Genomic DNA, 21,146 nt, shown 5'->3' with positions numbered 1-21,146 from the left:
AGTGGGTGATGATGCTGGGTTTAGAGAGAGCATTGAGAAGATTGCAATTCATCTTGAATGAGCCGGGTTAAGGTCTGGGTAAATTGTTGACCTTGTTCGCCAAAGAACCAGTCCACATGACCGATAATCCAGTCGTAATAAGCAGCATCTGCATGGTTGAGGTTGTGGGTAATGCCCACAAAATACTCCAGCTCTGAAAAAGCGAAATCCAGATGCACGATTTTCAGCAGTTCTGGCAAAATACTAAAATCTTCTTGTGGATGTATCTCGGAAAAATAAGCATGGAGAAAAGCGGTTAAACCGGCTTCATCAATCGGAATATGTGGGTTCTGCTTTAATTCCAACCAATCAATGAAATTACGTTCAATCGTCACAGCCAGATCATAAAGTGCCGAATTTCGGTCAGATAAACCAAAATCAATTACGGCAGTAATCTCCGCTTTGGCATCCGGTGCTGACCAAAATAGATTAGAAGCGTGTAAATCGTTATGGGTCCAAATTCTGCTTGCCTGTTGCAATACAGGCTGAATACGCTGGTGAACCTGTAAGATTTGATCTAAAAAGTAAGGATCTAAATTTTTGTCGGCACAGTAACGGCTTAATTCTGGACTGTTTACAATGCGCCGTTGAATGGCTGTAACGATATTTTCACTGTTTAAAAGCTGCTGATTGGACAATAAATAAGATGCTGATCGGCCTTGCCGCTCAGGAAAATCCTGCATGGCCATATGTAAGCTTGCCAGTAATTGCCCCGCTTTCGCAGCATGTTCAGCATAGAAAAAAGGTTTCCAGGATTGCTGATCTGCATACAGATCTAAGCCGGCTGCTTTTGCATAGACTTCATAGGTCCAGTCACCTAGCTCTAAAGCGGTCAGACCTTGATTTGAGCTAATCAATGCTGCAACAGGAATTTCTTTGCTAGCTAAATGCTGAAGAACGGCATGCTCCTGTAAAATATCGCGGGCACGACGAAAGGAACAATGGCTGCGCTTAATCAAATACTGATGCGCGACTGCTTCATCCCTGCTCACAAAATCTTGCTCCACCTTGACCAGAGCCGCAGATGAAAATGGCCGGGGACTACACCACAAAATCTCAAAATGACCTTGTAAACAGGAATAGTGCTGCTGCAGGCTTTGTAATTCTGGATCAGAAATATGTGCCCAGTCTTTATGTTCCCAGGCATTGCCCATACCATGACCTAAATCATCAGTCATTGTGGTCATTATCAATATTCCTGAGCCAGATCATTATGTAATAATGGAAAATCATTGTTTAGGCGAACATGCAAACAGTATTTTTAAATACATTTAATATTGAAGACACGCCCTAAAATTAAGTGGTACATACCAGTATTAAATTGGAGGCAAGTTTAGCCTTATAAATATAAAAATAAAATAGATCTCTCGCATAAATCAAAAAATGATCTTCTTTTTGGTTAATATTCGAACTCCAGATTTCTTAGCATTCGCGCATAATCTGCGGATGAAATACATCAATTCAAACAAGCTTTCTGATCCTCAGTTCAAGCTATAACATAGTTTTGAAATGCACCGTAATTCATTTTCATGACTTCACTAAGTAGCTCTTTAAATCCATGTTCCTCAGCAGCAAATTCTACCAGTGATTCATTGTTTAGATCAGTAACACATGCCATGGTCGAAATGACCTGTACACTATGAGCTTTGAATTCGCCCAGGTATATTTTGTTGAATTACGTTTTTTTTATTAAGATATTTAAGGGAAAATTCTCACGGAAAAAATGTTTTTTATCACTGAACCATATACAAGTAGCTAAATTATCCTGCAATTTTTCAACCATCATTGGATGACTACCGTAAACTAGGTAAACAATATCACCAATATAGATATTATTCATCTTTAGTCAGCCAAGTATAAGATCAAAATTCTGAAACTTCTGATAAATAAATTAATGCCATCAATTGAGGACTTTTTTTAAACTGAGAAAGCGTTTATAAAGTCCAATTAAGTCCTTGTCCCATTTCATAAATAATGAGTATTAATGCAATTACCATTAGTAAAATCACAATGGCTTCGACCTTAGTGAGCATCTTAAATTCTCCACCTTTCATCTTTTATATAATAAACAAAGTGAACAATAAATAACAATAAGGTTACAAAAAAATTACTAGATGTTACAAAAACAGGGCTGGTAAAGAAAAATCTCTCAGAGGAGGTGCTAATTCTTTTCAAACTTAACCTTATGTACTAGGCGATGTCCTGTATAAGACTCATGACCTACTGCGATCATATCAACACCACCTTCTTCTTCTAAACTTAATAAGAAAGTATGGAAACCCTGCATGTCATTTAACTCAATATTATTGCTGATCTATTTCATCGTACCTGGTTTCATATTGTTTATGTCTTCTTGGATTTTATTATAGGGGGATTACCGCAGTTGACCATTGCTATGCTCTTTTTATAATTTGCCATTAAATTATCTTCCCTATAAAAGATTTTCAAGAAAATCGGTCTGTATTTGGCCAGTCAACGCTACAAAAAAACTCATCCGATAAGTATTCTTACATAAACCCGAGGTTCTATAACTTGGATCCTGAATATCTTACATATGCAGACATAGCTCATACATCGGAATTTAAACTTACCCTCTACACTGAAATTAAGTTTTAGAAACGCAGAGGAAATTCAGATGGAAAAGTATTCAAAGATTCTAATCCTGAGCTTATTTGGATTTACTGGAACAGTAGCTATTGCAGATGAATCCATCCCAATAGAAGCAACTGCCGCCGCCGAAGCGCAACAGGTTGCTTTAGATTATGGAAATGAGAAAGACAAAAAATCTGAATCATCTGAAAGCCCTTAATTAAAGTGATGCCGGTCAGTTAAGAAATTGACTGGCATTTTCTTGAGTATTTCTGTGGTGTTCCTTTCACAACTCGTGGGCAACTCCTCACTCCCCTCTCAGGCAAAACATATCTCTTAGATTTTTCCAGTAAACTTTCTAAATGTTTAGGTAAATTACCTGCGGAGTCTAAAGAGTCGAATCTTAATATATTCAGAATGCCAATAGATGCAATATGAAAGCTGATTCTCAAAGGACTGACTTTTGCACGTTGAGCCATATGTTTCATTTGTCTTCTTAGAATATTGTAGGCAATAAAGCCCCCCATAATTATTGACAAACTAAATCAGGTTGCTTGTTCCTCAAATGCTTGCCCTCCTGTAAATCACTTTTGATTTCTGGGTAACACATTTCTATTTCCCAGCGCTGAGCATAAAGCTTCGCCAAGCCTATCAGTGGCTGTGTCTTTGGGTTCATTAATAAAGTGATATAACGTCTAATTTTCCCTTTCTGCTCAACTTCAATCAAACGCACTTCCCAATACCCCCTAATGTTGGATTAAGTTTCTTGGCATTTGCTGATATTGGCATCCTGATATGAAAGTCATGCTGAGAATTACGCTTGATTTAGAATTGTTCAAACACAATTTAAACCAGATCCCTTCAGGAACCTTTGTTCTTACAGATAGAGGTTATCAAAGGATTTATACTTTGTATCCCAATACCCTGTTGCCATTAGAGGCCAAAAGCCGCTGTAAACTGGATCCTGAACTAAAAATCTATAATCAGGAAATCAATAAAGAAGAATAGAAATTAAGTATGTATTTGGCAGTCTAAAAACTTTCAAAATACTTTCAGAACGTTATCGCAGTAGAGCTAAAAGCCCCCCTTTTGAGATTCAATCTAGTTGCTGGAATTTATAATTTGCAACTGAGTAAGAATGATTTATGAAGGAGGTCTAATCTAAGAAAATAAAAAAAATCCTAAAACCATTTAACTTCTTAGGATTTGAATGGGCAGGATATAAATATAAGCTTATGCTTGAATATCTAAGGTCATTTCAATTTTGTCCTGTGACCAGATTTCGATGTCATATTCAATCACTAGATCATCTGATTTTGAAATACGTTCAATATAAGTGGCGGTTTGACTTAAAGGAATACCTAAGTGCTGGCTCTCAAAATGAGACACACCGGTATTTTTAATTTTTAACTGACTACTCGTGTAATTATAATGAAAGTGATTTTTAATGACATCTTGGACCGAAGTAATCACATTATAATTCAGCACATCTGGAAACAGCGCAACAGGTAAATAATTATATTCTAGAAGTACTGGTACATCATCAGCATAACGTAAACGGATAATTTCAATAAAGCCCAATTTACGATTTTCTTCGCTAAAAAGATTACTGTGATCCAATCGCTGCAGCTGTCTGGTCGAGATCAGTTCAGTTCTGGCATTAAAACCCTGTGCCTTCATATAAGAACGAAAATTTTCAATTGAGTTTGGATAATATTGAATTTTTTTATTACTCACGAACCAGCCGAGATTTTGCCGTTTGAAAATTTTATCTTCGGCACGAAGCTGTTCATAGGCCTTACGCACTGTTTCCCTTGAACAGTCAAACTTTAATGCCAAGTACCGTTCGGATGGAATTATTTGATTAGAACTGTAATTTTTCAATTCAGCCTCAATCAAATCTCTGATTTCCATATACTTCATTCAGTGAATCCAGTGAGTGCTCATAAGTGATAAAGATAGTACTAAATTAAAGAACAGAGGAAAATTGAAAACAAGGTACAGATCAGTAAAAAGATGCATTCCCTTGTTTTAATGAGAATGTTTAGCAGCATGATTGATACGTGATTCTGAGAGAATATCGTTGTCCACTCATAATATTCTCATTTATGCAAAAAGAATAGACTAAATTTGTCTAGGAGAGTGGTGACAGTCTAATCTAATTAAAAGGCATCTACAAAATCGGCGGCTATTCGTAATAGTCGACTGAGAAAATCACGTACCTTGATTCTAGACATTATTGCCCACCTCTACTAGCACATTTCCTGACACAGTCCCTATCTATACATTTGAATGCCTTTGACTATTAAAGATTATCTTTAATAAAATGAGCTTTATAGGGCAATATACTAAGATCTCCAGACTGTTGAATCCGGCAAGCGCACTGAGTGCGGTTCCGTAACTTGACACTGGGTAACGTCTTGGACTGCTGTATGTAGACAAAAAATGAAAGCTGCGGTTTAAAGCTGGCGTCCTTCAAAATTTATCTCATTTTATAACTGATGTCTGGATTTTCAGGTAATTATACCGCACCAAAAAAACATCTATTCACTAACGAGCACTTAGGCTATTTATTATAAAAAAACAACCATACATCATTGATATATGTCCATTTATTTATAATTTTGTCATGGACATAAGTTAATTAGTTAATTTTTTAGGTCCCATATATCATCTAAGCGGAATCAATTAAAACCTGTTATAAGTCAGTGTAACATTGAAATTTATAGAAATAATATTTAAAACCGTTTTTTATTTTGAATTAAGGTGTCATCAATTAGCTTGAGAAAATCTTACCGGTCCTCATAATTTTTTCATGACTAAACGCTATGCATTAAAAGATGATCAGTGGGAACAGATTAAAGATCTGTTACATGGACGAATGGGTACTGTTGGAGTAACGGCCAAAGATAACCGACTATTTGTTGAAGCGGTATCGTTCAGGTATCCCGTGGCGAGACTTAATCGAACGCTTTGGTGATTTTAGAGTAGTGCATACTCGTTTTAGTCGTTGGGCTAAAACAGGTGTGTGGCAGAGAGTCTTTGAAGTGCTGTCACATGACCTTGACAATGAATATGTCATGTTAGACTCCACCCCATTGTATGTGCTTACCAACACAGCGCTGGGGGGAAATCAGGCGACTAGGCGCAGTAAAGGGGGCTTAAGCACCAAAATTCATGCCCGTACTGATGCTTTAGGCAACCCGACAGGATTTTATCTCACGAATGGGCAGGTCCATGACTTAAACGGTTCAGATGTGTTGCTGGACTTATCGTTGAGCCAGACCTGGTTTATGGATAAAGCCTACAACTCTAGGGATCGGGTCATTGATCCAATTTTAGAGGCGAAGGGTCAAGTTGTGATGCCAGCGAAAAGTAATTCTATTGATCAGCGTGATTATGATTGACATATCTACAAGGCAAGACATCTGATCGAGAATTTTTTTGCCAAGCTCAAACAATATCGTGCTATTGCCACACGCTATGATAAATTGGCTCAAAACTTCTTATCAGCGATCTTTCTGGCTTAATTGATAACACGCCCTAGTTTGAGATTGTCAAAAAAAGTGTAGCAACTTGCTACACTTTTTCACTTTTCTGAATAAGCTGTTTTAAAAAATCTTCTAGTTGTAAGAGACTAGCTTCGTCAATTTCCGAGATATTCAGAGAAACCTTAAGCTGTTTTTGATTGAGTTTGATATTCCCCGCAATCTTACCTGCATATTCAATTTTTCTAACCACAGATGTTGTGGTCAGTTTTCCTGGATCCTGACTCAATATTTTTTCAGCATAGGCAGTAACTTTACTTTGCTCTAGTTTTTTGTCTTTTACTTTTTCCCAAGCCCCTAGCAAAGCCTTTTCGGCCTCAGAAAGTTGCTCTATATGATCCGACAGAAATTTTTTGAATGCAGTTGCAGCAGTACGACCTAGCAGGCCTGGTTCCACATCAAGGTCATTTAAAATTGCTTGAGGCAGTTTTTCGTACGCTAAATACTTGTACATATCTTCGCGATTTAAACCCAGTGAATTGGCTAAACGTTGCTTGTTTTTCTTTAATTTCTCATCAAGTGAGTTCAGGCCAATAAAAATCTCATAATCTGTCAGATCCTGACGCTTTAAATTCTCTGCTAGGGTTAACAAAGACGCTTCTACATTATTTGCATCAATGATAATGGCTTCAATCACAGACTTGCCGAGTAACTGATGCGCCCGTAAGCGTCGCTCGCCTGCAATTAGTTCATATTTCAGATTATCCAGTTTACGCACTGTAATGGGCTGCAAAAGGCCGATTTCATCAATGGAATCCGCCAGTTCTTTTAACAGTGACTCTTCAAAGACTTTACGTGGCTGGTTTGGACTGCGGCTGATATCCTCAATAGGGACATTACGTCTAAACTCTTTCAGCTCTTTAATATTGTCTTTCTGTGCTTGCTGGTGTTTTTCTGTATTCTGTTTCAGTTTCTGAGCTAAAAGCTCTTTGGTGCTTGCCATAATGCTCTCAGGTTTAAACTTTCGCTACAATTTCATTGGCAAGGCTTTCAAAAGCCTTACGTACTTTTGAATTTTTTTCTACTTTCAAAAGTGATTGTTGCAGAATCGCTGCTTGATTGACTTTAGTACTTTGAGGAATGGTAGTTTCTAAAATTTTGCCCACCTGTTTCAAGGCTTCATCCCGAATCAATTTACAAACATTCTGACGTTCATCATGCTTAATCAGTAAAGCGCCTAAAAGCTCTAAATTTGGATTAATACGTTTGATCTTTTCAAGATGGTTTAAAAGATCTGTTACCCCATACAGTCCATATTGTGATCCGGATTCGATAGGGATAATGACATGGGTTGAAGATGCCAGCGCATTGCTGGTTAATAATTTAAGACTAGGTGGACAATCAATCAATATGAAGTCATAAAGATCTTTTAACAGTTCTAGCTTGATATTTAACTCTTCAGAAGGACGGGGAGCTTCTTCTTTTAGTTGGTCTTCTGTTTTTCCTAAATTCAAGGAACCATAAATTAATGATACTTTTTCAAAGTTCGTTTCTTCTTGTAATGCATCTGCCAACAACGAAATATCGCCCACCAGTAATTCTGCTGTAGTCACAACAATTTCGCTTGGATGTTGGATCCCAATGTGTAAACTTGCGTTTGCTTGAGGATCTAAATCAATGACTAAAACTTTGTTGCCCAGATTGGCAAGTTCTGAGGCTAGGTGCACAACAGTCGTTGTTTTACCACATCCGCCTTTATGGTTAGCAACAGTAATAATTTTTGCAGACATGCGTGTCAGATGCTTCCGTATTTGAATGTCTAGTAATATAAATAACTTTCACTCATCTTACTATAGTTTTTAAATTTATAAATCCTATTTGTTCAGATGTAAAACAGCTTAAAAAATAAATCTTTAACTAAGCTAGCTTAATTAATAATTAGAATAATTAGTTATTTAGCTAATTAATAATTAGGAGCATATTTTTATCATATAAAACAAATGCTTGGAATTTTAAAGGTGGAAGGTTTGTCACCGTAAAGTGGAAGGTTTGTCACCGTAAAGTGGAAGGTCTGTCACTGTAAGGTGGAAGGTTTGTCACCGTAAAGTGGAAGGTCTGTCACTGTAAAGTGGAAGGTCTGTCACTAGGGTGGAAGGTTTGTCACTGCTATTTTTTAAACTGCTATTTTTATTTAAAAGTAATTTAAAAAACAATGATTTAAGCTGTTAATAAAGTCTTGTAACCAAGCTTTAAAGGTGGAAAGGTTGTCACTGTATATTCTTGACCTGTGGATAATCTATTTTTATTGGATATTTCCTGATGATTATATGTGCAGTTATACCTTTCAAATCTAACGGAAAGGTGGAAGCCTCGTCACATCAGGGTTTCTATCTGACTTAACCAACCTGAATGCGGATGAAAAAAACTAAAAATAGGCATTCTGAACTGTAATTTCGGGGCTAAAGGTGGAAGGTCTGTCACTATAGGGTGGAAATATTATATTTAATTCCACTTTAAAGGCAAAAAACCGGCTAAAACGCTTTTTTTTGATGACAAGCCTTCCACTTTTAGAATCTTGTGGTGAAAGTCTTGAAAGTTTTTCCACTTTTGTATATAAAAACTAAGTCAAATTATAAATATCACGGTTATGACAGAATCTGAACCATTGCAAGAAGAATCGAATTATATTCCTTACTGTATAGGCAACATTCGCCATAATGGCGTTGTCAGTACCAGTAACCGTTTAATTCGCCCAATCGAGTTATCAGCCAATGAATACAAGGCGCTTCTATATGCAATGGCAGTTGCGAATTATAGTGAGAAAAATAGGGTAAATGGTGAAATCACTGAACAAACCTATATTTATTTGTATAAGGATGATCTGGCAGATTTACTAGGATTGAATAAACGCAATTCAATTAATGTTGCAATAGACCGGATCTATAAAGAACTTTCATCTCGGGTGGCTCATTTTATTATTGAGGAGCCTGCTGATGATGGTAAGAGAAAGACTAAAAAAGTACATTCTGTCGTTCCCATTATCCGTGAGTTAAGATGGGAAGATGACTCTAAAAATGCGATTCAGATTCGTTTTACCAGTGAGGTGTTACCGTATTTCACTCAACTGGCTGGGGGGAATTTTACTACCTACCAGCTAAAACATCTTTTTGCCCTGGATTCTGTTGCCAGTATGAGTCTTTATACGTATTTCATTAAAAACGAATTCAAGTACGCCAACCAAAAGAGTTATGAAGTGCCATTACTTTTGGAAAACTTGAAAGCACTGATTGATATTAATGAAACCAAATATGATCGCTGGGTAGATTTTAGACGCTATGTATTAGACAAAATAGTGGCAGAAATTAACGAAAATACAGATCTACAATTGGAATATGAAACCGTTAAGAAAGGCCGTCCAATTGTGGGTGTGAATTTTAAACTGCATCATCGGGTTGCTGATAAAGCACCGGATGAAATTGCAGTAATTGAAAAAATCTATCTTGATGTTCCATTTGAAGACAATGCATTCGTAAAAGAATTGGGGGCGAAATTCGATACGAATATACGTTCTTGGTATATTTTTAATAATGATGAAAATTATCAGCAATTCAAGAAGTGGTTCAAAAAAGTAGGATGTCTCACTGACTCTCAAGCAAATATTGTCATTAATGACACTTTATTCCAAATGGATTTTGCTGAAATTGGTATGGGCCTGAATGACTTTAAACGAAATATGAAGCATAAACTTAAAAATAATCCGGAATTCGTTCAAAGTATTCGTGAAAGACTGAATGATATTTTTGGTAAAGAGCTTATCTAAAAAAGTGTAGCAACTTGCTACACTTTTTTAGATATATGTTTGTAAAGAATACAAGTGGTAAGGACCCTAGGATAAAAACGACTCTGTTGGATAAAGGCTTTAGATATAGATCTTCCCTAAGTTATCCAAATTCAAGTGACAACTTGGGTATGAGGTCTGCCTAATTCCTTAAATCTATTCAAAACGTAAGTGTTCGCTGAACACACCTTATGAATTCATCCTATAAGCCTTAATTTAGTCCCCACTTAAAAACAAGTGGGGACTAAATTTATGACTACAAATAACTAGGGTCTGTTGACATTTACTGTTCATAATTAACCCTATAAAGGTAGCCATAAAAATATACAGGCTAAAGCAACAGAACTTTGATAATTTCTTTTGAGCTTGTCATATCGAGTAGCTATTCCTCTAAATTGCTTTAATCTACAAAACATATTTTCAACTAAATGCCTGATTTTATATAAATACCAGTCCATATGGTCATTGTTTGATTGGCTATTTGTTTTCTTTGGTATATTCGCTTTAGTCCCTGTTTTCCTGATCTGTTCACGCAGTGGTTCTGAATCATAGCCTTTATCTGCACATACCACTTTTGTCTCTTTTAAATCTAATGTTGATATTAAATCAGGCGCAACTTTAACATCATGTGTGGTTCCATCGGTAATCATGAAATCAATAGGATTGCCATGTGCATCAACAATCAAATGTATTTTTGAGGAGTTTCCTCCTACACTTTTAGAAATAGATTGATTCGCTATGCCGGCAGAATGTTGATGAGCACGTACATGAGAGCCATCAATAAAAATCCACTCCATATCGGGGCATGAGGCTATTAATTTGAATAATCTAAGTAACTTACCGCTGCTTGACCAACGATTAAAACGTTTGAAAATAGAGTTTGAATGACCAAAACAACAAGGAATATCTCGCCACGGACAGCCTGTTCTAATTCTATAGAGAATAGCTTCAATAAAATTGCGTAAATTTGAGTTGTGGTGAATGGATAAATTACGCAGAATAACTTTCAACTTTTGCCAGTGTTGATCTGTCAGCATGGTACGAGGCATAGCGAATAGTAAAATTGGGTTTGGCGATTTGATTTTACTACTTCGCTATTTTTTTAAGCTAAAAGTGTCAACACACCCTAGGACATCCATCACATCTCTTGAGAAAAAACGAAGAACATGCAGTGCTGAATTTAAACAGCAGATCGTTCAGGCTTGTAAAGCACCGGACGTTTCAATTGCTTCAGTCGCTTTGCAACATGGATTGAATACAAATCCCCTATCCAACTGGATTCGCTTAATTGATGGTAAGCTAGAGAAATGATCGCTCACCACTACCGAATAAACCTGCATTTATTGCTTTATCTTGCTCTGCACCATTAGATCCTACTCCTACTGACATGTTAACGGTTCAAATTACTTTACCCCACTCAAAATCAGAAATTGGCTTGAAATGGCAAGTATCAGAAATATCTGCTTTAGGAGAATTACTCAAGGCACTTGCAACATGATCCGTATCGATGAAATTTGGCTGTCTACCCAACCTCTGGATATGCGAGCAGGTATGGATACTGTCATGGCTCAGGTGCTGAGAGCCTTTGGCTATATCAAACCGCATTGTGCTTACCTATTCTGTAATACAAACGTGACCATCGCATGAAAGTGCTGGTGCATTATGGACTGGGCATCTGGCTGTGTGCCCGGCGGCTGGAACAGGGAAAATTCCACTGGGCTAAAGTTCACCAGGGTGAAACCGTGGCCCTCAGCCCGGAGCACTTACAAGCACTGATCCAAGGTTTAGCTTGGCAAAGAATCGGTCTGCAGCAAGTGGTAACAATGCTCTAAACCAAGCTCGGCCATTCTGCTATTCTCCAAACATTCTATTTCCTCTGCGTCATGACCTCAAGCATACTGCGGCCATGAATACGCTGCCTGATTTAAGCCAACTGCCCCATGAACAACTGCTGGAATTTACCCGGCAATTGGCGATGCAGCATCAGTCTTTAGCATAATCAAAACAACAACTGGAACAATCAAATCAGCAATTAGATGCCAGAGTTAAACATCTTGAAGTCACCAATCAGCAATTAGATTCTAAAGTTAAATCTCTCTCTATTCTCAATCAAAAATACGAGCATGAACTTGCGCAGTTTAAACGGCATAAGTTCGCCCAGAAGAATGAACACTTAACGGCCAAACAAATCCATCTTTGGGACGAAGCGGTCGAAGAAGATATCGCCGCTGATGAATTAGTATAAAAATAAAGTTAGTAAATAAATTATATAAATCAAATACTTTTTTATTAAATATAAAATTTATTTGATTTAATTTTGTTAATTTTGGGACTGTGTTATTCTACTATTGTGACGCTAAAAATAACTTCCCTGTGCAGAAAAAAATGATGACACCATTGCTCATTGATGCATTAACAATTTCTGAAGGCAGGTTTGAAAAACCATGCCCAGTTTTAGTTTTGAAAATGATGTTACTCAATGAGGAAATGAGCGGGGAGTTTTCAGAAAAAATTAAAAATCAAGCATTACTACTGCTCGCGATATATCGTAAGTTACTGCTTGCTGTCGATAGGGACTTATGTAAGGTAAAAACTCTAAAGGATAGTGTGAAAAGAAGACACTGGGCTAAAGTGGATAAAGCACAGGACAAGATGGTGGTTGCAGGCCAACTTCGACTAAAGAGTTTAGATCCAGAAGAAATGATTTTATTTTTAAATACACAGCATTTTTTGAAAAAGCTGCCGATTTCCTTTGTTCAAGAATTGGTTAATTGGGCATCACCGGTGGTGAGTGGTAATTTTTTAATCGAAAATGTTTTAGCTGGTTATATCGCCCAGAAGCTTTTGCCATTAGAAAGAATTAAAGTGAAAGAGCTGGGCAAGTCTGTGCAACCATATTTTCATTTAGCTAACTTTTCTGTATTTTTACCTCGACTGGAGGAACTTTATCAAAAATATCAGCAGCAAATTGTTCGTGTGGCACCAATGGCAGAAGTTGCTTTGGCTTTAACAGACTTGAAGAAGGCAAGAGTCTATCGTATTCGGAGTAGTTCATGAAAAGTTATTTCAAGAAGCTCCTAGAATGTATTAATCAGAATGAAAATATAGAAGAAAAAGAACTGATCCAAGCATTATTTTTGTTGCGTGCACACTATAGCTTAGCTGGCATTGTTGTCATTTGTCAGCGAATCTTCACATTGATTGGGGATGATGAATTATCAGAATTTCGTGATGAGCTTAATACGTTAAAGATCATTAGTAGATTACAGGATGCTGAGAAATATTCACATTTCTTCTCAGAAACAACAGATAGAAATAATATACTTACGCCATTACGCCCCTACACTGGAGACAGTGGTATTTGTGACTTGCTATTGATTCAAGCAGGAATAAGTCAAAATAATGAGAGTTTTAATACGGTAATAAGGTGGTTTTTAGACCAAATCTTTCACTTTCAAAAAAAAGTACATACCCTAGGGCTTTATAGTAGTTATTTAAAGGGTGATGGAAGCATAAAGCTGAAAGGTCAAAAAGGATCTCGTGTGTATAACGCCTTTTTAGCGATTAGGCTGTTGGGTGATCCAAGTCATGAGGATATTTTAGAACGAGTCAAAGACTTAATCACTCAAAACGGACCGGAACAATGGATTCGTTCAATGTCCGATCGTTCTGAAGATAAACGATTTAAAGAAGTTTTTTATCCATTAAAGCTATTTTTATCCCAAATTTGGGAAAACAATCCTCTAAAAAATAAGAAGAAACGTCCAAAGTTTGTACACTGTATAGGGTTAAAGCACAAAAAATTGATCCTGCAACGATATGGTTCATTAAGTATTGCTATCCAACCTTTAGAGGATGTAGATGAAATTCATCGTGGTCTAGTCTCTGATGTATTTGAGCATGATGAGATTGAAGAAGATGAAACACCATTGGAGCCCTTGTTTAGATTTTTTTTGGCAGAACAATCCGATTTAATTCGAGGGCTTTATGCATCTAAGTCTACTTCTCAACATATTGAAGCTGCAAATGTTGGTTTAGTTTGGACCAAATCGCGATTGTCCTTAAATTCAATTCAAGAAGTATTTAGGCTCTGTCAACCATCTCATACTGATGCCAGCTTAATCTTACGCGCAAAATTAGCTTTAATATTGAGTTTACTCACAGGACGTTCGGTTACTGAATTAACAGCGCCTCGTTTTAGTCGAAATGCAGATCAGAATAATATTGCTATTCAGTATAATCATACTTTATCTGCATATGTATTAAGTGTGTTTGCAGGGACACCGACACTCAAAAAAAAACCAGAACATTCTAAATTTCATGTGCCATGGACCAATGAATTACATTTGGTTTTACCAAGTGAACTCAATGATTTGGTGAGTCAAGTCAAAAATCTTGGGATTACAAGACGTCATATGGCAGTTGAACGTGACGTGAGTGAACTGATTAACCGTTTACCTCAAGAGCTAGAAATCAGCCTCAAAAGCATTCGAGATATTCTTCCACGGTTGTTATATGAGCATAGCCAAGGTGATTTAGCTGTCGTTAAAGCAGTGACGAATGCATCAGGTCGAAATTATGATAACTTGATTCATTATGCCTCTTTTGAACAGAGGCAACTTGAGCAACTCTGGGCTGCTTGTTTAAGCACGATAAAAATTAATATTCCTGAATATAAATACTCTTCCAATAAGCGGGTGGGTAGCCCAATTGGAATAAAGATTATTGAAATACAAAATGAAATTACACGAATAAAAAAGAGCATAAATCATGCTGCCGAACAGAAAGATTGGCAGACGCTCTTTGATAACTTAACATTGTATACAGCATTATGGATGAATCTTGCAACTGCAGGACGAGGAATTAAGCAGCCCTTTCCAAAGTGGATCAGTCAGCAAGGCTGGGCATTGATTCAAGATAAACATCATCAAGATGAATCAACCGATCGTTATGTGCCATTGACGCAAGCATTGATCAAACAGATTCAAGGTTTACGTGGTTTGATGGGAATGCTAGGGGAGCAAGTTGAACCACGTGTTGATTTATCATCTTATGCTGTGCAACTTTGTGATCCTCATCAGATTGAAGGTTTAGTTAGAAATTGGGCACGGAAGTTGGTTCGCTCTGATTATAATCAGTTACCTGGACGGTTCAAGGACGCTGGACTTGGGCACTGGATACGGGGTCGTCATCCATGGGATATGTTATCTGTATTTCCTGTATCAGCTTTTCAACAACAGTGGCTTGATGTACAAGAAAACTTGCAAAAACAATTAGGTTTCGAATGTCTTGAAGGTTTTGATTTTTTAAAAATCAAGCATATTCCAATATTTGTTTTAACCCAAGAGACTAAAACAGCTCAAGTAGAGACGAAGCTGAGAATACAATATTCAGAAAATGATGTAAAAGAATGGCTGAAAAACTCAGAGTATGAGTCCTATTGTCCGTTGATTTTTGAGGAAAATCCTGAGCCACAAGTAGCTTTAGAGCTTGGACATGTATTAGCTTCACATTTAGCTAAAAATACAAACATTGATTTGCCAGAAGCGATCAAGGCATATTGTGCTTATATTCGCGATAAAACGAAAATTCCTTTATTCGTTCAGCTACCTCAAAAGGCTCATCGTACATGGCTGACATCTGAAAATAGTTTTAGTACATGGTGTTATATAGAACAAAACTTACTTGATGTTATTCAGGAGGATTTAAAAAAATTACCTGAACATCAAAATTGTGATGTTGAAATAGGACGTTTGCTGGTTGTACTCTCGATGTATTCACAATTGTGCAGAGTAAGCCATTTACAAGCAATGTTAGAGTTTATTGCTTCTGATCAGCCTATAGTCGCTATGGGGAATAGTCGGCTCGTTGAACTGACAGTGAATAATGATAGATCTGTGACAAAGATACGCCGTACAGTAATGTTAAGTCCTTATGTCTCGACGTTAATTTTAGTAGACCGACAGTATCTACAGCCCCGATTAAAAGAGATTTTAGCACAGCCAAGAAATCAACAAAGAACGGCTTGGCAAAAGTGTTTTAATACATATTTAAAACAAATAGGGGTTAAGTCAACTCTATCGTTAGCTCAATGGTTGAAAGCTTTACAGCAAAATGTGATGTTAAATAGCACTCCGTTGATTGCAGGTTATATATCAGGCCAAGTCCTGACTGAAGATCTTTCAATAAATGAATTATTACGCTTATTCGAATATGAAAAATTAACCACAAATTTAGATAGCACTGAGCCAGAAAGTGAAATAGAAATAGACGATGAGCAACTACATTTGTCTGATATTTTAGCGATGATTCAGCAACTAAAAGGTGAATCTAGATCAAGCATTTGGCTTAAACAGCTTGCCAATAATGAAACGAATCACTACTCAGTCAATTTATTAACGTGCTTTGTGCGATGGCTGATTTTACGCTGTGATGCAGAAGAGTTAAGTCTACAGAATCGAAATATGATTCATCTACATTTGGCCATCGTCAGTGCAGGTATATTGGGGTTTTCAGAAGATTTAACAAAAGATAGCCAGATTGATGAAGATGTATTTCAAAAATGGATGGAGTTGACGCAAGAGCATTTTCCACACCGCAAGCATCTCGCTGCGTGGAATCGCTTTAGAGATTTTTTAATTCAATTAAATGATGATCGTATAAAGTTACACAAGCGTACAGCGCATCAAGCAAGTGCTAAGGTTTTTTCAAAAAATGAAGTGCGGCAGATCGTTCAAATATTACAATCTGTAGAATCTGGGGTGAATGATACTGCTTTACGTCTAGAGATTCAGCGTCATTTTCGTTTATCTGCGGCGATGGGTGTACGCCGTTCAGAGACACTTCATTTACGGCCCTTAGATATTGATGAGGATATGCTCCGAATTCGTCCTTATGGTGAGCATCAGTTAAAAACACTTGGATCAGAACGTGTTGTTCCGATGAATTTATTAAGTCAGACGATTCAAAAGGGATTAGATGATATTTATCAGAATAAAAAAGATTCAATATTAATGTCCGATGAGAACAGTGAGCATAGGCCTTTTTTTGATCAAATATCTCAAATATTAAAGAAAGCCACTGGAGATATTGATCTCAGCTTACATCATTTAAGACATACGTTTGCAAGTGCATATACTTTAAAGTGTTTGCAAACAGTGGTTGATTTTAAAGCGCTGACAATAGAACTGCCATGGCTACAAACTTGGATGCCATCGAATGAGCAATTTAATACGCTAGTAGGCAATGAAGGACAGGTTGGGCAAGGGATTAAGGCGATTAGTCGAGTGCTTGGACATTTACATGAATCAACAACATTAAAGCATTATATTCATATCTTATTTCTAGCTACTTATGCCTATAGCATGCAACAACAGCAACCCAATTTACATACTGCATTTTTTAAGCGAGTCATGAGTCGGAGTAATTTATTCAGGCATTTCCAAGCGATTCATCAACAGAATGGTAATCTAAAATATGAGTTGAGAGACACCATCGAAAAATATGTACTCAAAAAAAGACAAAGTCAGAGGTGGGTCATCTATGCTCAAAAAAGAGGGAATTCGACTGGAAAAGTAATTAAACACGAATTATTTCAAAAGTTTGAAGATATTGAGCGGTATCTTATTTCTGGGCAGGGGCAGCCACGATTAGATATTGAGTCCTGGAAGAAAGCTTTAATTATGATGGCAAACATTCCGTCAGGTAAACGTGGTTCAAATATAGGAAGACATCCATTATCGACACAAGGAAAGTTAGCACGTTTGCCTGAATTACTCAGTGCTGTAGATTTTAATTCTGCACAAGAGATTTTAGAGCGATTTGATTATTTAGAACAAAACCAATCAGAAACTTATAATTGGTTAATAAAAAAATGGTTGTATGAAAGTAATGTAACAAAAGTATTGATGCATTTTACGGCAGAGGATGAACCTATGCTTTCAATCCTTACAGAACATCAGTTTTTTCCGATAGTGATGAAACATAATAAATATGATTATTTTAGAATTATGTCTCAACAAGCGTCATTAAGCGCCGTGCGATGGGTACTAGCATGGTTGAGTGTACGATATTTGGTGATTAGAGATCATATCAGAATTTAAGTAAATATGACTTACGCACGCTTTATTACATAAAGTTTTGAAAGACAGCGCTACCCTAATTGAGCTAAATTCAAGTGACAATTTGGGTATAAGTGCAGCCAAATTCTGTGAATTTGTTCAAGACAGCTACGTGTGCATAAATATCATTTACCTGACTACATCATACCTTGCATTTAATATGCTGCTAGAAGCCGTATAGCATCCTTCCTTGTGCAAATAGCCTAAGCATATATCGTTCAACCTAAGGGGCCTAGGAATCAGCGACTTTGATTTGTTCTTTGCTTTCAATTTGATCCATATGTTATCGATTTATATTTTTTTATTTAAAAATGAATAAAAAAATTCTAATTCGGTTTGACCAAAGAAAAAGATACCCATATGATAATTACATTACAGCAAAATCTGTAATCGGGCGTGGAAACCCGCATCTCAACGTGCTAAAGAGTCACTTTTAGTGGCTCTTTTGTGTCTGCATGGCAATGCTTTATGGCAGGCCAAGTAGGGCAGTCTATGACTGGCCGTTTCGTTGAGCGGTATTTCCACCCCTATTTGGTTTGCCACCATCTCGTGGAAAAGATGTTGGCAAATTTCACATTGATCAACGAGATTACAATATGAAAAATATCATTTTAAAAGTACCCATTTCTCTTAGGTTTCTTTTGTTAGCGCTGACTGAATATTGACGGTCATTTAATTCATCGCTTTAACCAAATCGAACTATATACACTTTCAAATTTCGTACTTGAGCGAAAGTAGGACAGTGTTGTCTGGAGAAAATAAAAATGGGTCCAACACGATTATTGACCAATATTATTCAGCGTAAAGTTATGTTGCCAGAAGAAATGTCACCTTCAATGCAGCGTGACAATTTTGAAGTAGCACTGACTGATTTTGAAAAACATTCCATCATCAAATGTTTATTTAAAGCGGATAACCAGCGTTCTACGGAATGTTGGAATGTGCAAGAAATTGCAAACTTTATTGAGGATTGCACAGAAGATCAAAACATCAATTTATGCATTTTGTATTGGAAAGATATACACGGCAATATTTACATTATTGATGGGGCACATCGTCTTTCCTGTATTTATGCATGGATCAATAGATATTTTGCGGATGAGCAAGTCCCTCAAGCACCTAATTTCAATGATCAACAAAAACAAGATATTCGTTACCTCCGCAATTAAGAGATGGCTCCGTAAATTTGAACAACTCCTATAAGTGATATTTTGCTCCCCAAATGATGTTATAAACATCGATATATGGAGTATTTTATGGCACGTAGACCAAGAAGAAATCATTCAAATGACTTTAAAGCTAAGGTAGCGCTTGCTGCGATTAAAGCAGAAAAAACACTTGCTGAATTGAGTGCTGAATTTGATGTTCATCAAAACCAAATTATCGACTGGAAAAATCAATTGCTTTCAGCTTCCTCGCAAGCCTTCGATCAATCAAAAGCTCCAGCAGAACCGCCCATTGATCTAAAAAAACTACATGCAAAAATCGGTGAACAGGCATTAGAAATTGATTTTTTAGAAGGTGTGTTGAAGAAACTGGGCCGCTTCAACCACAAAAGTTAATCGACGACTCACTTCAGATTTCAGTATCTAAGCAAGCTAAGCTACTGAAAGTCTCCCGTGGTTGTTATTACTATCGCCCAAAACCTGTGAGTGCATCAGATCTGAAGCTGATGCGCTGTATTGATGAATTACATATGCAATACCCTTTTGCAGGTAGCCGTATGATGCGTGATTTATTGAACCGTCAAGGACATCATATAGGACGACGTCATACACGTACTTTAATGAAGAAAATGGGCATTAATGCGTTATATCGTAAACCAAATCTAAGTCAGGCCAATCAAGCTCACCGTAAATATCCATATCTGCTCAAAGGATTGAATATTCAACGGAGTAATCAAGTGTGGGCAACGGATATAACGTATATCCCTATGGCAAAAGGCTTTGTCTACTTATGTGCTGTGATTGATTGGCACAGCCGTAAGGTGCTTGCCCATAGCGTATCGATTAGTATGGAGGTTGCATTTTGTATAGAAACATTAAATGAAGCTATTGAAAAATATGGCCGACCTGAAATCTTTAATACAGACCAAGGCAGTCAATTTACCAGTGATGCATTTATTGAAGTGTTAAAATCAAATGACATCCAAATCAGCATGGATGGTAAAGGTCGTTGGGTTGATAATGTGATGATTGAACGATTATGGCGGAGCGTTAAATACGAGGAGGTTTATCTCAAAGCCTACAGCAATGTTTTTGATGCGAAAAAGCAATTAAATGCCTATTTTGAATTTTATAATTTGAAACGACCTCATTCGAGTCTGGACAAAATGACTCCAGATGAGTTTTACTATGACCAGCTACCACAACAAAATAAGGTAGCTTAACTAGAGCAGAATATCACTTATAAATAAGCTTTTAGTTGTTCAAACAAGTGGGACCATCTCTGTTAATCATAATGAACCAGTACAGTGGTTAAATTTTTACTTATTTGACTATAAGAAAAAGTCTTTTAATGGGCTCAGAAAAAAATCTGAATATGAAAAAATTTCCTCATATCTAGAAAAATTATCTATTCAAAATTTATCTGAACAAATAAAACGTTTAAAACCTAAAGTTATTTTTTTCACTGGTCAATATCATAATAATTTTCCTAAACTAGAAAAAAGCTTAGAACTATTAAGCAATGAAAAAATAACTGCTGGAGAACATATAGATAAATTTAATATGCGTATCTGGAATAATGAAACTCTAGTACTTCGAATGCCTCATCCTGCCCATTGGAGAGCATCTTCAAATGAAGCAAGACAAATCGCTTTAAATTTTTTCAAAATTTTTGATGAGAGCAAAAATATTGATGATTTTAAAGCTCGGGTTATTACTAGTAATTAACATCATTTTTATTAATTTTTCTAAAATTAACATAATACACCTTATACGAAATGCTCTTTTTATATCTATATAATTCAATGTGTTAATTGATATCATAAAGCCGAACTCAGCTGAGTTCGGCTTTTTTGTTGAATACTACCGTTCCACGCTTAATCTTTAATCAATGTTCCACGCTTTT

The 21,146-nt window shown here is 36.7% G+C and carries 13 protein-coding genes and 6 pseudogenes; 13 read left to right on the top strand and 6 right to left on the bottom strand.

Annotated elements, in window-relative coordinates; translation table 11 throughout:
• Positions 1–20: 20 nt before the first annotated feature.
• Positions 21–1,226, bottom strand: a complete 1,206-nt coding sequence (locus tag I6L24_RS15655) for a phosphotransferase enzyme family protein (RefSeq protein WP_004281964.1) — start codon at positions 1,224–1,226, stop codon at positions 21–23.
• Positions 1,227–2,674: 1,448 nt separating this feature from the next.
• Here I6L24_RS15655 and I6L24_RS15650 point away from each other — a divergent pair.
• Positions 2,675–2,848: a hypothetical protein gene (locus tag I6L24_RS15650; RefSeq protein ID WP_004281965.1), complete on the top strand. Its 174-nt coding sequence runs from the start codon at positions 2,675–2,677 to the stop codon at positions 2,846–2,848.
• A 19-nt stretch (positions 2,849–2,867) separates the two neighbouring features.
• Here the strand turns inward: I6L24_RS15650 and I6L24_RS16845 are convergent.
• Positions 2,868–3,453 (bottom strand): annotated as a pseudogene (locus I6L24_RS16845) (IS4 family transposase); the annotation flags it as partial.
• Here I6L24_RS16845 and I6L24_RS15640 point away from each other — a divergent pair.
• Complete coding sequence (locus tag I6L24_RS15640) at positions 3,424–3,636, top strand: hypothetical protein (RefSeq protein ID WP_004281968.1); 213 nt, start codon at positions 3,424–3,426, stop codon at positions 3,634–3,636. The pseudogene I6L24_RS16845 and the gene I6L24_RS15640 sit on opposite strands and share 30 nt — an antisense overlap.
• 225 nt (positions 3,637–3,861) lie before the next feature.
• Here the strand turns inward: I6L24_RS15640 and I6L24_RS15635 are convergent, their stop codons facing one another.
• Complete coding sequence (locus I6L24_RS15635) at positions 3,862–4,551, bottom strand: GntR family transcriptional regulator (protein ID WP_004281969.1); 690 nt, start codon at positions 4,549–4,551, stop codon at positions 3,862–3,864.
• Positions 4,552–5,443: 892 nt separating this feature from the next.
• Between I6L24_RS15635 and I6L24_RS15630 the strand changes: the two are divergent.
• Positions 5,444–6,158: pseudogene (locus tag I6L24_RS15630) on the top strand (IS5 family transposase).
• 49 nt (positions 6,159–6,207) lie between these two features.
• On the opposite strand, the gene I6L24_RS15625 reads toward I6L24_RS15630, so the two are convergent.
• Positions 6,208–7,119 (bottom strand): ParB/RepB/Spo0J family partition protein, encoded by a 912-nt coding sequence (locus tag I6L24_RS15625; protein WP_004281971.1) that lies wholly within the window; start codon positions 7,117–7,119, stop codon positions 6,208–6,210.
• A gap of 13 nt (positions 7,120–7,132) precedes the next feature.
• Positions 7,133–7,906 (bottom strand): ParA family protein, encoded by a 774-nt coding sequence (locus tag I6L24_RS15620; protein ID WP_004281972.1) that lies wholly within the window; start codon positions 7,904–7,906, stop codon positions 7,133–7,135.
• 857 nt (positions 7,907–8,763) lie between these two features.
• On the opposite strand from I6L24_RS15620, the gene I6L24_RS15615 reads away from it, so the two are divergent.
• Positions 8,764–9,936 carry a replication initiation protein gene (locus I6L24_RS15615; RefSeq protein ID WP_004281973.1) on the top strand — a complete coding sequence of 391 codons (1,173 nt, stop codon included), beginning with the start codon at positions 8,764–8,766 and terminating at the stop codon, positions 9,934–9,936.
• 301 nt (positions 9,937–10,237) lie between these two features.
• Here I6L24_RS15615 and I6L24_RS15610 read toward each other — a convergent pair.
• A pseudogene (locus I6L24_RS15610) lies at positions 10,238–11,003 on the bottom strand (IS5-like element ISAba31 family transposase).
• A 64-nt stretch (positions 11,004–11,067) separates the two neighbouring features.
• Here I6L24_RS15610 and I6L24_RS16840 point away from each other — a divergent pair.
• The 9 genes and pseudogenes from I6L24_RS16840 to I6L24_RS16795 all read left to right on the top strand — a co-directional run bounded on the left by I6L24_RS16840 (position 11,068) and on the right by I6L24_RS16795 (position 20,968).
• Positions 11,068–11,452, top strand: a pseudogene (locus tag I6L24_RS16840) (transposase).
• Positions 11,449–11,601: an IS66 family insertion sequence element accessory protein TnpB gene (locus tag I6L24_RS15600; protein WP_004647769.1), complete on the top strand. Its 153-nt coding sequence runs from the start codon at positions 11,449–11,451 to the stop codon at positions 11,599–11,601. Before I6L24_RS16840 ends, I6L24_RS15600 begins: the two are co-directional and overlap by 4 nt.
• Before the next feature lie 8 nt (positions 11,602–11,609).
• Entirely contained in the window at positions 11,610–11,786 is a 177-nt protein-coding gene (gene tnpB / locus I6L24_RS15595) for an IS66 family insertion sequence element accessory protein TnpB (protein WP_157799964.1), read from the top strand.
• A 74-nt stretch (positions 11,787–11,860) separates the two neighbouring features.
• Positions 11,861–12,193 (top strand): annotated as a pseudogene (locus tag I6L24_RS15590) (IS66 family transposase); the annotation flags it as partial.
• A gap of 146 nt (positions 12,194–12,339) precedes the next feature.
• Positions 12,340–13,011, top strand: a complete 672-nt coding sequence (locus I6L24_RS15585) for a hypothetical protein (RefSeq protein WP_034439774.1) — start codon at positions 12,340–12,342, stop codon at positions 13,009–13,011.
• Positions 13,008–18,056: a tyrosine-type recombinase/integrase gene (locus I6L24_RS15580; RefSeq protein WP_005100797.1), complete on the top strand. Its 5,049-nt coding sequence runs from the start codon at positions 13,008–13,010 to the stop codon at positions 18,054–18,056. Before I6L24_RS15585 ends, I6L24_RS15580 begins: the two co-directional genes overlap by 4 nt.
• A 782-nt stretch (positions 18,057–18,838) precedes the next feature.
• Positions 18,839–19,240 (top strand): annotated as a pseudogene (locus I6L24_RS15575) (hypothetical protein); the annotation flags it as partial.
• Positions 19,241–19,330: 90 nt separating this feature from the next.
• Positions 19,331–20,463 (top strand): IS3 family transposase gene (locus tag I6L24_RS15570; RefSeq protein WP_223287772.1). Its coding sequence is split into 2 segments (ribosomal slippage): positions 19,331–19,583 and positions 19,583–20,463, totalling 1,134 coding nucleotides; the frame shifts between segments, so codons are not numbered across the junction.
• Between the two features lie 376 nt (positions 20,464–20,839).
• Positions 20,840–20,968, top strand: a complete 129-nt coding sequence (locus I6L24_RS16795; RefSeq protein ID WP_267460049.1) for a hypothetical protein — start codon at positions 20,840–20,842, stop codon at positions 20,966–20,968.
• Positions 20,969–21,146: the final 178 nt, after the last annotated feature.

Origin of the sequence: Acinetobacter lwoffii (assembly GCF_019048525.1) — a bacterium.
Taxonomy (GTDB): Bacteria; Pseudomonadota; Gammaproteobacteria; order Pseudomonadales; family Moraxellaceae; genus Acinetobacter; species Acinetobacter lwoffii_K.
The sequence above is the reverse complement of the archived record's forward strand: the minus strand, read 5'-3'. Positions and strand labels throughout refer to the sequence as shown.

What these genes read in the sequence shown, in the direction of transcription:
- I6L24_RS15655 (WP_004281964.1), bottom strand. Translation starts at nt 1,226, where the DNA reads ATGACCACAATGACTGATGATTTAGGTCATGGTATGGGCAATGCCTGG.
- I6L24_RS15650 (WP_004281965.1), top strand. Translation starts at nt 2,675, where the DNA reads ATGGAAAAGTATTCAAAGATTCTAATCCTGAGCTTATTTGGATTTACT.
- I6L24_RS15640 (WP_004281968.1), top strand. Translation starts at nt 3,424, where the DNA reads ATGAAAGTCATGCTGAGAATTACGCTTGATTTAGAATTGTTCAAACAC.
- I6L24_RS15635 (WP_004281969.1), bottom strand. Translation starts at nt 4,551, where the DNA reads ATGAAGTATATGGAAATCAGAGATTTGATTGAGGCTGAATTGAAAAAT.
- I6L24_RS15625 (WP_004281971.1), bottom strand. Translation starts at nt 7,119, where the DNA reads ATGGCAAGCACCAAAGAGCTTTTAGCTCAGAAACTGAAACAGAATACA.
- I6L24_RS15620 (WP_004281972.1), bottom strand. Translation starts at nt 7,906, where the DNA reads ATGTCTGCAAAAATTATTACTGTTGCTAACCATAAAGGCGGATGTGGT.
- I6L24_RS15615 (WP_004281973.1), top strand. Translation starts at nt 8,764, where the DNA reads ATGACAGAATCTGAACCATTGCAAGAAGAATCGAATTATATTCCTTAC.
- I6L24_RS15600 (WP_004647769.1), top strand. Translation starts at nt 11,449, where the DNA reads ATGATCCGTATCGATGAAATTTGGCTGTCTACCCAACCTCTGGATATG.
- I6L24_RS15585 (WP_034439774.1), top strand. Translation starts at nt 12,340, where the DNA reads ATGATGACACCATTGCTCATTGATGCATTAACAATTTCTGAAGGCAGG.
- I6L24_RS15580 (WP_005100797.1), top strand. Translation starts at nt 13,008, where the DNA reads ATGAAAAGTTATTTCAAGAAGCTCCTAGAATGTATTAATCAGAATGAA.
- I6L24_RS16795 (WP_267460049.1), top strand. Translation starts at nt 20,840, where the DNA reads ATGCCTCATCCTGCCCATTGGAGAGCATCTTCAAATGAAGCAAGACAA.